The following is a 13051-nucleotide window of genomic DNA, read 5'->3' as shown; positions in this document are numbered from 1 at the left end:
CACATTTTTGATTTATGAACTGGAATGTGACAACTAAAACAATCCCGTCAATTGAAAGGTAGGTTATCTCTATGTTAATCGGAATTCCAAAAGAAATTAAAAATAACGAAAACCGCGTTGCCCTCACTCCTGCTGGCGTCCACAGTTTAGTCAGCCGTGGACATCGCGTCCTCATCGAAACAAATGCTGGTCTCGGTTCAGGATTTACTGATGCGGACTATCAAAAGCAAGGAGCTGAGATTGTCGCTACTGCTGCTGAAGCCTGGGCTGCCGAGTTAGTCGTGAAAGTAAAAGAGCCACTAGCTTCTGAATATGGTTATCTGCGCGACGATCTTCTTCTCTTCACCTACTTGCACATGGCCGCTGCGCCAGAATTAGCAGAAGCTATGTTAGCAGCCAAAACAACAGGAATTGCCTATGAAACTGTTCGTGACAATCAAGGACAACTACCGCTCCTCGTTCCTATGAGTGAGGTTGCAGGTCGTATGGCTGTTCAAATCGGAGCTCACTTCCTTACTAAGCAAGCTGGTGGTTCTGGTGTCCTACTAGGTGGTGTACCAGGTGTTCCAAAAGGAAAAGTAACCATCATCGGTGGTGGTGTCGTCGGTACACATGCTGCCCGCATTGCCCTTGGTCTTGGTGCTCAAGTGACTATTTTAGATATCAGCGCTAAGCGTCTCTCAGTTCTAGAAGAAGTCTTTGGAAACCAAATCCAAACTCTTATGTCTAATTCATTCAACATCGAAGCAAGTGTGAGAGATGCTGATGTGGTGATTGGTGCAGTTCTCATCCCTGGTGCCAAAGCACCGAAATTGGTGACAGATGAGATGGTCAAACAAATGCGTCCAGGCTCTGTCATTGTTGACGTTGCCGTTGACCAAGGTGGCGTTATCGAGACAGCTGACCGTGTGACAACACACGATGAACCTGTCTATGAAAAATACGGTGTTCTCCACTATGCCGTTGCCAATATCCCTGGTGCGGTCGCCCGTACTTCTACTATCGCCCTAACCAATGTCACTCTTCCTTATATCGAGGCATTGGCTGGCAAAGGATTCACACAAGCAATTGCTGAAGATGAAGGCTTGCGTCAAGGTGTGACCACTTATAAAGGTTACTTAACTAGCCTCCCAGTTGCTCAAGGCCTCGCTAAAGAGCACACGTCTATCGACGAACTTGTTTAAAGCTAGACACTCATTAAAAAAAAGCAGTTCACATCTGAACTGCTTTTTTGCTATTCTGTTTCTTCCTTCTTTTCTTCATTTTTAACTGAAGCTGGTTCATAAGCTCGGATAATCTGAGCGACAACTGGATGGCGAACCACATCCTTGGCTGAAAAATGAACAAAGTCGATTTGGTGAATGTTCTTGAGCTTTTCTTGGGCATCAATCAAACCGGACTTGACGTTACGTGGCAGGTCAATCTGACTGATATCTCCATTGACAATCATCTTCGAATTAAATCCTAAACGAGTCAAGAACATCTTCATCTGCATGATGGTCGTATTTTGTGCTTCATCGAGAATGACAAAGGCATCATCCAAGGTCCGCCCACGCATGTAGGCAAGAGGCGCTATTTCGATAATTTCACGCTCCATAAGACGAGTCGTTTGGTCTTTGCCGAGAATCTGATACAAGGCATCATAAACTGGTCGAAGATAAGGATCCACCTTCTCCTTAAGATCACCCGGAAGAAATCCTAGACTCTCACCTGCTTCCACTGCTGGACGAGTAAGGATAATCCGCTTGACTTGCCCACGTTTAAGAGCTGTCACTGCCAAGGTCACTGCAAGAAAGGTCTTCCCTGTCCCTGCAGGTCCGATTCCAAAGGTCACATCATGCTGTTTGACACTGTCCACATAAAGCTTTTGACCCAAGGTTTTGACACGGATCGGTTTCCCAGTATTGTCTTTGATAATTTCTTCTTCGTAAAGGGCGACAAACTTGTCGATTTCATCGTTTTTGACCATGCTAATCGCAGTCACCACATCTGGCGTGCCAACGGTCATCCCCCGATTCACCAAGACCATCAAAGCCTGAATAACCTGACGGGCTTCCTCACAGGCAGTCTCTTCGCCCAAAACCTGGACAATCTCCGTACGGGCATGAATCACCACATCGAGCTCTTCTTCCATCAAACGAAGATGGCGCTCGTTGGATCCAAAAAGATGGAACAAGTCATCTGGATGACTCAGTTGAATGTCTATTGAATGTTCCTTCAAATAAAGAACCTCTCTAATCCGTTTATTTCTTTATATTATAGCAAAGAGAACAATAAAATACTAGCCTCATCTCATTGTCTCTAGTGTTCTAAGTATTCTTGCCAGATGGCATCAAAATCTCCTAGGTTAAAAGAGAAACTGGCATGCTCCTCCAAAAAGCGACTCACCTCATCAAAATCATCCGTGTGTTTTGGGAAGGCTGACTCCTCAAAAGCGAGGTCTGCCAAAATGGCTTTGGGACTATTACTTTTAGGATTGCGCTCAGTCATGAGCCAAGTGTAAAATGATTTTCTCAATTCTTTCTCCTATCAAGATTTTTTTGATGACACTTTTCTGATTCTTGAAAATTACTGGACTTAGCCTCTGAAACGTAGTGGTTTATAAAATCTGTTTTAGCATCAGTATAGGCATCTCGATTGTGTTCAAATTTGTTCCACAAACTTAGTTTTAATTCCTGATACGCTTGGGCAATATCTGGATGCTGGCAGAGATAATCTCTAAAATAAATCTCGTCATGATCTCCTGTCATTCGCAAATGTAAATGAAAAACTTTCTCAGCAAATCCCTGCTCTGTATATCCTTTATTTAGCGAAATCCTGTTAGGACTCTCCGACATCACTAGCCACCCATTCTTCACCAATAAATCCCTAACTCTTGCTAAATCCTCTATTTTACCTACTTCTAGCAGAATATCAACGATATTTTTGGCCCAAATATTAGGGATAGCAGTGCTACCGATATGTTCTATTCTTTGAATAACATTTGCACCCAGTATTTTTTTCAGACTTGTTTTTTCCGATTCATACCAGTCTTTCCACTCTGACTTGTGCTCTACTAGAAAAATAGGAAAAAGTTGCCAGAGTTCCTCTAAACTCATTTCTTCAAGTTTCTTCATCATGTCTATAAGGCCTAAATCAACTCTGTCCCAAACTGGTCTTGCTTGATTTTACCAGCCTTCATCAAGCCACCGAGTGCTTTCTTGAACTGACCTTTAGAAATGCCAAAGGTTGCCTTGATATCATCTGGCGCTGACTTGTCATTCAGGGTCATGAAGCCACCATTGCTTTCCAAGTAGGTCAAAATCATCTGGGCATCATTTTCCAACATCTCAAAAGAACGCGGTTTGAGAGAAAGATTAAGAGTGCGGTCAACCTCGCGGAAACCAATCACACGCGCATCTAACACTTGTCCTAAACGTGGCTCTGCATAGCGCTCGCTGGGATGGATAAAACCAAGCATGTTATTCTCTGGTAGGTAAACAAAAGTTCCCGATAGCTTGAGGCGGTAAACAATGGCTGGCCAGTTTTGGTTCTGCATGTTGTTGTAGGCAGGACGAGCCAGACGTTGGAAATCTTCTTGATAAGCCAAGAGTCCCCAGATACGGTCTTTCTTGTCCACTTCGAGACGGATGTAGAGTTTATCCCCCTTCTTTGGCCAGAGTTCCTTGAGCTCAGGGAGGATATCGAGTGACACAACGATTTCTTTATCAGGTAGACCGGTATCGACAAAAACACCCAAGTCCTTACGAACTTCTGTTACCGTTCCCCATCCAAATTGGTCCTGAGTGGCAGTCACTTCTAAGGTTGTCAGACGTAGTTTTTGCTTCATATCCGTGTAGGCAAAACCTTTGACCGTATCCCCTACTGTATGTTGACCTTCTTCCTTGGCAAGTGCATAGGTCTGACCATCCTTTTGCACAAAGTAAAAACGGTCATTTTCATCGATGATGAGTCCAACGATAAAACTTGCAAGATTTGTATTCATATTTCCTTCTTTCGAATAAAACTCAGCCAGCAATGCTAACTGAGTTTTTCTGTTTATTTTTAGACTTCCAAGATTTCTTTTTCTTTATTGGCAGTCATGTCGTCAATGTGTTTCACAGCGTCGTCTGTTACTTTTTGAATATCTTTTTCAAGAGTTTTCAATTCGTCTTCAGTGATTTCTTTTGCTTTTTCTTGTTTCTTGGCTTCATCCATAGCGTCGCGACGGATGTTACGGACAGCTACTTTAGCATTTTCACCAACTTTTTTCACTTCTTTAGCGAGATCACGACGAGTTTCTTCTGTAAGAGCTGGGATTACCAAGCGAATAACAGAACCATCGTTAGCTGGTGTAATACCAAGATCAGAAGCGTTCAAGGCACGTTCGATGTCTTTCAATGAAGACTTGTCAAATGGCGTTACCAACAAAACACGCGCTTCGGGAATAGTGATTGAAGCGATTTGGTTAAGAGGAGTTTCGACTCCATAGTATTCTACGTGGATACGGTCTAGCAGGCTTGCGTTAGCACGACCGGCACGGATACCACCAAATTCACGAGCAAGTGATTGGTGAGACTGGGTCATTCTCTCTTTAGCTTTTTCTACAATTGCGTTAGCCATAATTTTCTTATTCCTTTTCTTCGATATTGTTTGAAACTGTTGTTCCGATATTTTCACCAAAGACGACACGTTTGATGTTACCTGGTTGATTCATATTGAAGACGACCAAATCAATGTCGTTATCCATTGAGAGGGTTGAAGCAGTTGAGTCCATGATACGAAGACCTTTATTGATAACATCACGGTGTGTCAATTCTTCAAACTTAACGGCTGTCTTATCTTTCTTAGGATCGGCATTGTAAACACCATCAACACCGTTTTTAGCCATCAGAATGGCATCCGCTTCGATTTCAGCTGCACGAAGGGCTGCTGTTGTATCTGTTGAGAAGTAAGGTGAACCAATCCCAGCACCAAAGATAACGATGCGGCCTTTTTCAAGGTGGCGAAGAGCACGTCCACGTACATAAGGTTCTGCCACTTGTTGCATGGCAATGGCAGTTTGCACACGCGTATCGACACCAACTTGCTGCAATGAATCTGCCATCACAAGAGCATTCATCACGGTCCCAAGCATTCCAGTGTAATCTGCCTGAACACGGTCCATTCCTGCTTCTGCAGCAGGTTCTCCACGCCAGAGATTTCCTCCACCAATTACAAGGGCAATTTCGATCCCTAGACTATGAACTTCTTGAATCTCTTTTGCAATTTTTTGAACTGTTTGGATATCAATCCCTACGCCACGTTCGCCGGCAAGGGCTTCACCTGATAACTTGATTAAAATACGATTATACTTGGGGTTCGCCATTTTTACTCTCCTTTTTTTATCCTACCTATTTTATCACAATTTCTAAGATTTTTATAGTATCATGAGCAATTCTTTCAAAAAAATTAGACAGTTAAAAATTCTTCTAAGTCAGCAAGAGCACGCTCTGCAATTTTTTCATAACGAGCCTTCTTATCACGGATACGCTCGCCTTCTAACTCCTTGATAATCCCGAAGTTGACATTCATCGGTTGGAAATGCTTACTGTCCGCATGGGTGATGTAATGAGCTAAGCTTCCGATAGCCGTCGTCTCTGGGAAAATAGCTTCACTTTCTCCTTTGAAGAGACGAGCGGCATTTATTCCAGCAACCAATCCTGAAGCTGCTGACTCAACATAGCCTTCCACACCCGTCATTTGACCAGCAAAGAAGAGGTTGGGCTGTTTCTTAGAACGATAGGTTTGCTCGAGAAGATTTGGCGAATCCATGTAAGAATTGCGGTGCATAACCCCATAACGAACAAACTCAGCATTTTCAAGACCAGGAATCATTTGGAAGACACGCTTTTGTTCTCCCCATTTGAGGTGGGTTTGGAAACCGACGATATTGTAGAGACTACCAGCCGCATTGTCCTGACGAAGCTGGACAACTGCATACGGTGTTTTAAACTCCCCGTCACGAGGGCCTGTGTAGTCGTCTGGATACTCCAAACCGACTGGTTTCATCGGACCATAAAGCATGGTTTTAATGCCACGCTTAGCCATGACTTCGATAGGCATACAACCTTCAAAGTACTTTTCTTTTTCAAACGAATTGAGCGGTGCTTCTTCCGCATTGACCAAGGCTTCATGGAAATCCATAAATTCTTGTTTGGTCATTGGAGCGTTGAGGTAGGCCGCCTCTCCCTTGTCATAACGAGATTTGAGATAGACCTTGCTCATATCGATGGTGTTGACATCGATAATCGGCGCCGCCGCGTCGTAGAAATAGAAACCATCGCCGTCATTAAGGGCATGAATCTTTTCAGCTAGGGCATCGCTGGTTAAAGGACCAGTAGCGACAACTGTAATAACATCCGTTGGCAATTCTGTAATTTCATCACGAACCACTTCAATCAAGGGATGATTGGCCACTTTTTCAGTCACCATTTGAGAGAAACCATCACGGTCCACCGCAAGGGCTCCGCCTGCAGGAACACGTGTAGCTTCTGCTGATTCCAAGATAACAGAACCCAAGCGACGCATTTCTTCCTTGAGGAGCCCAACAGCATTTGTCAGGGCATCCCCACGAAGAGAATTGGAACAAACTAACTCAGCAAAATTGTCTGTTTTGTGCTGAGGAGTTGATTTGACACCACGCATTTCATAGAGTTTAACTGGAATACCACGTTCTGCGATTTGGTAGGCTGCTTCAGACCCTGCCAAACCTGCTCCGATAACATTGATATAAGATTGAGACACGACACTAATACCTCTTTGGGTGGAAACTAAGTCCAAATAAAAACAAGCTACTAGACTATTTGACACCCACAAATCTTTCTAATTTTTCTTTTACTAGTATAACAAAAAAAGGGAAGAAGGAAAACTGCCCTGTTTAGTCATTTTATTGATTTTCCTCCCAATCGTGGTAGGCAGCGTAAAGCTGGCTTTTATTCCACTGGTAGAGTTTTGCAACTTCCTTTATAGCTTGATTTTTTTTCACACCTTGCTGGATACGAGATTGGATTTCTGAAAACAAGTCCTCCTCGTCCTTTTCCTCCACATCCTGACTGGCACCTTCAACGATGAGAAGGCATTCGCCCTTGAGTGGCGTTTCAGCAATACTTTCTAGTAGCTCTGAAATCTTTCCTCGTTGGTATTCTTCATAGATTTTAGTCAATTCCCGAACCAAGACCACCGAGCGGTCACCATAAACTGCTAGCATATTTTCTAACGTATCCGCTACACGGTGGGGCGATTCATAGAAAATTTGAGTTTCTGGATAGTCTTTTTTGGCTTCGAAAAATTGCTTTTGCTGGCCTGATTTTCTCGGTAAGAAACCATAAAAAATATGTGGTTGTGGCGCCAAACCACTGGCAATCAAGGCAGAAATCCCTGCAGAGGCACCTGGAACTGTGACAACTGCAATCTCTTCTTCGATGGCTGCCTTGACTAAATCATGCCCAGGGTCTGAGATACTGGGCAGACCGGCATCGGAGACCTGAGCAATACTTTGCCCTGCTTTCAGGAAACCAATCAAATCAGGAATTTTTTCCTTGGCATTGTGCTCATGAAAACTGATCTGCTTTGTCGAAATATCAAAATGCTTGAGCAAGAGACCAGTATTGCGCGTGTCCTCAGCAGCAATCCAGTCCACTTCTTTCAAGGTCTGGATGGCACGAAAGGTCATATCGTCTAGATTGCCAATCGGCGTTGCTACAAGGTAAAGCTTGCCATAGGAAGACTGCCCCTTAAAACTTTTTTGAATCTGCATGCCTACTCCCTGTACAACAACTCGTCACAGAACATACATTCCTCGTCCTGCTCTCGGCGTTGTCCATAAAAATCATTACAAACGTGAAACCCGTCCTTATAGATCCGACGGACGCTTTCACGAACATGCTTGGCCTTGACGGGAGCATCTGCTTCCACCTCACCTAAGCGTTCGCGCAACTTACTATTTTCCAAGCGAAGAGCTGTATTTTCCTCTACCAGACTCTTGAGATTTTTCTTGATGGCCTCTACATCGGCTAAGGTCACCAATAACTGTTGGGAAAAATCGTCCAGCGCATCAAATAATTCTTTCTTATCCATAAACCAGCCCTTTCCTTTCTTTATCATTCATTGAGTTTATATTTCTTTCAAGACCAGATATTCCATGGCATTTTGAAAGCTGACATTAGCTAGCCACATTTTTCTGGCTTCTAGCAAATCTTGTAGAATCTGTCGAATCCTTGCTTGTAAGAGTTCCTGTCCACAAAGAACTTCGAGGATTCGCAAGACCTGATCTTGTTTTTCCTTGTCATCTGCCAAGCTGGCTAATTTCGCAACTTGGAGATAACTTTCTTTTTTCTTAGCTAATAACCAGGTCAGCAGGCGTTCACTCTCATCTACCAAGGTCCAAAAACTTGCCTGATTAGCCAACTTTTCAGCTTCAGCACGCGATTGACTAAACTGAGCTAAAAGAGTCGCTTTTTTCTTAACGAGACCTGCTTGTTCTAATTGATGGATGAGCTTTTCTTCTTGCTTTTTAAAGTGGAAAATCTGGGTCCGACTACGGATAGTCGGTAAAATTTTTTCCTCATCGCTGGTCAAGAAGAAAATATAAACCTCACTCTGGGGTTCTTCGATGACCTTGAGCAGAGAGTTAGCAGCGTTGGGATGCATTTTCTCCGCCTGCTCGATAATAAAAACCTGCTGCTGACTTTCAATCCCTGCTTGGGAAAACTGTCCCACCAATTCCCGAATGCGTTCTGTCTTAATGACCTGATTGACTGGCTTAATCAAGGTGACATCGGGAAACTCTTCCTGTTCAATCAGCTTGCAGTTTCGGCATTTCTCACATGGTAGAACGCCTACTTTATCCGTACAAAAGAGGCTCTTAGCCAAAAACTGCGCCATTTCCAAGCTTCCAAAGAAACCTGAAAAGAGATAGGCGTGATTGAGCTGGTTTTGTTCTAGAATACGGACAAAGCGGTCAAACTGGTCTGGTTGCCAAGCCTTTAGTTGATCTTGTTTCATTTAGCCAATCCCATTCTGTCAAACAAGACCGCCTTGGTTGTATCCACAACTTGCTCCAAGGGAAGACTCGCATCAATCTTGACAATGCGATTTCCTTCTTTTTCCAGTAGAGAAAGGTAACCTTGACGAACTTTTTTGTGCAAGTCTAAACCTTCCAAGTCCAAACGATTGACCTCACGATCACTATTAGCAGCAATACGAGCCAATCCTTCTTCCACCTCGATGTCAAAATAGAGTGTCAAGTCGGGTTTGAGGCCATCTGTCGCAAAATGATTGAGCCAATCAATGGCATCAATATCCAAGCCACGGCCAAATCCCTGATAAGCAACGGAACTATCGATGAAGCGGTCCATAATGACCAACTTACCAGCTCCAAGAGCAGGCAGAACTTTTTCCACCAAGTGCTGTCTACGACTGGCAATATAGAGAAGGAGCTCTGTTTTAGGATCCATCTGAGTATGACTTGGGTCCAAAATCACTTGACGAATCTTCTCCCCAATCAAGACTCCACCAGGCTCACGTGTCGTCAGCACTTCTACTCCTTTTTCCTCTAAAATCGGGAGTAGAGCCTCTAAAACACTGGTCTTGCCTGCTCCCTCTGGTCCCTCAAGAGAGACTAAAAATCCTTTTGACATGTCTAACTCATTTCTTTTTTTCTACCTTCTATTCTATCAAAAAAATAGGTATTTGTGAAAATCTTTTTGCGTCTTATCCATTCAATCGACCATAAAAGAGGTTGGGAGTCATCCAACCTCTTAATTACCTAGTTCTTGTGTTCGTTTATAGGCTTGATGAACTGCCTCCATAACTGTACCTCTAAAGGCATGTTCTTCCAGACTGGCTACACCAGCGATAGTCGAACCTCCAGGGCTGCAAACTTGGTCTTTCAAAACTCCAGGATGTTGCTGGCTTTCGAGAACCATTTGCCCAGCGCCGACTACTGTTTGGGCTGCCATTTTCAAGGCCATTTCTCGTGGCAATCCTGTCTGTACACCCGCATCTGCCAAAGCCTCGATAAAGAGATAGACAAAAGCTGGTCCACAACCTGCGAGACCTGTCGCCGCATCGATTAAGCCATCTCCCAGCTCAACCAAAAGACCAGCCTTGGCTAAAAGCTGACAAAAGAGCTCCCTGTCCTCAGCACAACAGTTTGCTGACATGGCATAACTAATCACTCCTTGGCCGATAGCCACTGGAGTATTGGGCATGATGCGAATGATTCGGTGTTGACTTGGCAGAAGACTCGCTAGTTTTTCTAAAGTCAATCCAGCCGCCATAGAAATCAAAAGAAGACTCTCTCTCTTTTCAAGGATGGTCTGGTATTGAGAAAGCAGTTCAGAAAACTGAGCAGGCTTTACTCCTAGAAAAATCACATCTGCTTCTGCAAAAATTTCTTCATTACTGGAAGCCTGACCGCCGAAGTTGGCGATGAAAGCATCTACTTTTGCTTGACTGCGATTGGCAAGGAGAATCTGAGCACCCGACCTGACCTGCAAGACAGCCTTAGCCAAGCTAGCACCCATATTCCCCAAACCGATAAATCCAATCTTCATCTCTTACTCCCTTATCTGTCCGTCACCAGTAACCACATACTTGTAGCTGGTTAACTCTTTCAAGCCCATTGGTCCACGCGCGTGCAGTTTCTGAGTAGAAATTCCCATCTCACATCCAAGACCAAACTGCCCACCATCAGTGAAACGCGTTGAGGCATTGACATAAACCGCTGCTGAGTCCACTTGATCTGTAAAGAAAGCCGCAGTTTCAACATTTTCCGTCACAATCGCATCCGAATGATGGGTACTGTGGGCTTCAATATGGGCAACTGCTTCTTCTAAACTGCTCACAATCTTAACTGCTAGGATATAGTCTAAAAACTCGGTGTCAAAGTCTTGTGCCTCGGCTGCTCGACCTGAAAGAAACTGACTTGCTGTGCTATCTAGGCGGAATTGAATTGGTTCCAGTCCAGCTTCTTTCCGACTTGTAACCAGCACTTTCTCCAAGCGAGGAAGAAAACGTGCTGCCTTGTCTTCATGAACCAGCAAGACCTCCATGGCATTGCAGACAGAAGGACGACTGGTTTTAGCATTGTTGATGATAGATAGAGCCTTGTCTTCATCGGCATCCTTATCCACATAGACATGAACAATTCCAGTTCCTGTCTCGATAACAGGTACGATAGCATTTTCAACCACAGCATTGATCAAGCCAGCCCCTCCACGAGGAATGAGAAGGTCTAGATAGCCCTTAGCCTTCATCATAGCATAGCTACTTTCTCGACGGGTATCTTCCACCAGTTGAATCACATCAGGATGAATAGTAGTCGTCTCCAAGCCCTTCTTCAAAGCTGTGACAATAGCATGAGCAGTTCGGTAGGCGTCCTTCCCACTACGAAGAACGACCGCATTCCCACTCTTGAGAGCCAAAGCAGCCGCATCAGACGTCACATTTGGACGGCTTTCATAGATAATCCCAATAACCCCCATGGCCACACGTTTCTTGGTAATAACCAAGCCATTTTCAAGCTGACTTGTTTCTAGAACTTCACCGATAGGATCTGGTAAAGCAACCACTTCACGAATCCCTCTTGCCATCGCTTCTATACGTCCCTCATCCAAATAAAGACGGTCTAGCATGACATCTGAAATTTTCCCCTTGGCCACTGCCATATCGAGGGCATTGGCCTCTAGAATCTCCTCAGTAGCTGCCAATAACTGATCAGCCATGGCTAGCAAGGCTTGGTTTTTCACTACTTCACTAGCAGTATTGATTGATTTCTTAACAGCTTGTACCTGTTCAAATTGTTCTTGTGTACTTACCATAGTTCACCTCTAAAATTCTGTAAAGAGCAACTGGATTTCAGGAGTAATGGAAATCCAGTCATCACGGTGAATCAAGACTCCCTTAGCTTTTTGAGAACGGAGCATATCTTCTAGGGCTGAGACGCCAAATTGGACACGTCCCTTTCCAAGAGATTGACCTGTTTCTTTATCAGCCACTGTTACAATATCGTGGTAAGAGAAGCTTCCTTCCACTTCTACAACGCCTGATAAAAGGAGACTTTTCCCGTTTTTTGAAAGTGCCTCTGCAGCCCCACCATCTACCCAAATCGTTCCCTGACTTTGAGCATAGAAGGCTAGCCATTGTTTCTGGGTACGAAGGCCTTTCTCTTGCGCAACAAAGAAGGAACCATCCTTGGTCTCCTCCGCTGCCTCAATCAGGGCATCTGATTTCATGGAGGAGCAAATATAGACTGGAACACCTGATTCCGTCGCAATAGTTGCAGCTTTGATTTTTGTCAACATCCCACCTGTACCATTAGACGAACCTGCTCCACCAGCCATATCAATAATCTCACGATTGATAGTCTCAATTTTATCCAAGCGTTTAGCTCTTGGATCTGAGTTGGGATTGCCAGTATAGAGGCCGTCCACATCCGTCAAGAGAACTAAAAGATCCGCTTGGACCATCGCCGCTACCTGGGCACTTAGAGTGTCATTATCCCCAACCTTGAGCTCATCAATAACGACGCTATCATTCTCGTTAATGATAGGAACTGCCCCACGATGAAGCAATACAGACAAGGCCTGGTGGGCGTTCTTATAGCGACGTTTATCTACAAAATCATCCTGTGTCAGCAAGATTTGTGCAGAAACGATTTGGCGCATGAGGAGGTTAGTTGTATATTCCTCCAACAAAAGTCCTTGACCAACTGCAGCCGAAGCTTGTTTATCTGCAATCTTGGTTGGACGTTTTTTAAAACCCAAAGCTCCAAATCCAGCGGCAACTGCCCCAGATGACACTAAAATCAACTCATGTCCAGCCTCATGCAGCATAGCCAATTGCTGGGTAATTGCCTTTACTTTACTCCTTGATAAACTCCCGTCTTCATTTGTCAAGGAGGAAGTCCCTACCTTAAAGACGATTCGTTTGTACTTCATATTCTCACTCCGATTCTTCATATTTATCCATTATAACATGAATGCTTTAAAATAGAAAAGACTTGAAATGAAAAAGGTTGAGACAAGGT

15 protein-coding genes are annotated in these 13051 nt (G+C 44.1%); 1 reads left to right on the top strand and 14 read right to left on the bottom strand.

From position 1 onward, the window contains the following. The first annotated feature begins 71 nt into the window (after positions 1-71). Positions 72-1184 (top strand): alanine dehydrogenase, encoded by a 1113-nt coding sequence (gene ald, locus MK385_RS06170; RefSeq protein WP_268725564.1) that lies wholly within the window; start codon positions 72-74, stop codon positions 1182-1184. A gap of 50 nt (positions 1185-1234) precedes the next feature. On the opposite strand, the gene MK385_RS06165 is transcribed toward ald, so the two are convergent. From MK385_RS06165 to proB, 14 genes are all read right to left on the bottom strand, one after another. After that, positions 1235-2221: a PhoH family protein gene (locus tag MK385_RS06165; protein ID WP_084921953.1), complete on the bottom strand. Its 987-nt coding sequence runs from the start codon at positions 2219-2221 to the stop codon at positions 1235-1237. An 80-nt stretch (positions 2222-2301) separates the two neighbouring features. Continuing rightward, a complete protein-coding gene (locus tag MK385_RS06160) occupies positions 2302-2517 on the bottom strand; it encodes a YozE family protein (protein WP_001232084.1) in 216 nt (71 codons plus the stop codon). After that, on the bottom strand, positions 2514-3119 hold the full coding sequence (locus tag MK385_RS06155) for a GrpB family protein (RefSeq protein ID WP_268725563.1): 606 nt from the start codon (positions 3117-3119) through the stop codon (positions 2514-2516). The genes MK385_RS06160 and MK385_RS06155 overlap by 4 nt, the downstream gene beginning before the upstream one ends. An 11-nt stretch (positions 3120-3130) precedes the next feature. Next, on the bottom strand, positions 3131-3985 hold the full coding sequence (gene cvfB / locus MK385_RS06150; RefSeq protein ID WP_084945264.1) for an RNA-binding virulence regulatory protein CvfB: 855 nt from the start codon (positions 3983-3985) through the stop codon (positions 3131-3133). A 59-nt stretch (positions 3986-4044) separates the two neighbouring features. Further along, the gene (gene frr / locus MK385_RS06145; protein ID WP_001262235.1) at positions 4045-4602 is read right to left on the bottom strand and encodes a ribosome recycling factor; all 558 of its coding nucleotides are present in this window, start codon (positions 4600-4602) and stop codon (positions 4045-4047) included. 7 nt (positions 4603-4609) lie between these two features. After that, positions 4610-5347 (bottom strand): UMP kinase, encoded by a 738-nt coding sequence (gene pyrH / locus MK385_RS06140; protein WP_084945265.1) that lies wholly within the window; start codon positions 5345-5347, stop codon positions 4610-4612. Positions 5348-5430: 83 nt separating this feature from the next. Beyond that, positions 5431-6765, bottom strand: coding sequence for a methylenetetrahydrofolate--tRNA-(uracil(54)-C(5))-methyltransferase (FADH(2)-oxidizing) TrmFO (gene trmFO, locus MK385_RS06135; protein ID WP_042902397.1), 1335 nt, complete (start codon positions 6763-6765; stop codon positions 5431-5433). Between the two features lie 142 nt (positions 6766-6907). Continuing rightward, a complete protein-coding gene (gene rsmI, locus MK385_RS06130) occupies positions 6908-7777 on the bottom strand; it encodes a 16S rRNA (cytidine(1402)-2'-O)-methyltransferase (RefSeq protein ID WP_268725562.1) in 870 nt (289 codons plus the stop codon). 2 nt (positions 7778-7779) lie between these two features. After that, positions 7780-8097 (bottom strand): DNA replication initiation control protein YabA, encoded by a 318-nt coding sequence (gene yabA / locus MK385_RS06125; protein ID WP_000358227.1) that lies wholly within the window; start codon positions 8095-8097, stop codon positions 7780-7782. Positions 8098-8133: 36 nt separating this feature from the next. Continuing rightward, positions 8134-9024: a DNA polymerase III subunit delta' gene (locus tag MK385_RS06120; RefSeq protein ID WP_268725561.1), complete on the bottom strand. Its 891-nt coding sequence runs from the start codon at positions 9022-9024 to the stop codon at positions 8134-8136. Next, complete coding sequence (gene tmk / locus MK385_RS06115) at positions 9021-9659, bottom strand: dTMP kinase (RefSeq protein ID WP_268725560.1); 639 nt, start codon at positions 9657-9659, stop codon at positions 9021-9023. The genes MK385_RS06120 and tmk overlap by 4 nt, the downstream gene beginning before the upstream one ends. A gap of 120 nt (positions 9660-9779) precedes the next feature. After that, positions 9780-10577, bottom strand: coding sequence for a pyrroline-5-carboxylate reductase (gene proC, locus MK385_RS06110; protein ID WP_125414492.1), 798 nt, complete (start codon positions 10575-10577; stop codon positions 9780-9782). Positions 10578-10580: 3 nt separating this feature from the next. Continuing rightward, a complete protein-coding gene (locus MK385_RS06105) occupies positions 10581-11843 on the bottom strand; it encodes a glutamate-5-semialdehyde dehydrogenase (protein ID WP_084881377.1) in 1263 nt (420 codons plus the stop codon). 9 nt (positions 11844-11852) lie between these two features. Next, positions 11853-12962 (bottom strand): glutamate 5-kinase, encoded by a 1110-nt coding sequence (gene proB, locus MK385_RS06100; RefSeq protein WP_221765766.1) that lies wholly within the window; start codon positions 12960-12962, stop codon positions 11853-11855. Positions 12963-13051: the final 89 nt, after the last annotated feature.

The organism is Streptococcus oralis, assembly GCF_026782125.1.
In the GTDB taxonomy this organism is placed as follows: domain Bacteria; phylum Bacillota; class Bacilli; order Lactobacillales; family Streptococcaceae; genus Streptococcus; species Streptococcus oralis_CE.
Note: the sequence above shows the minus strand (reverse complement) of the source record. Positions and strands in the feature narration are given on the sequence as shown.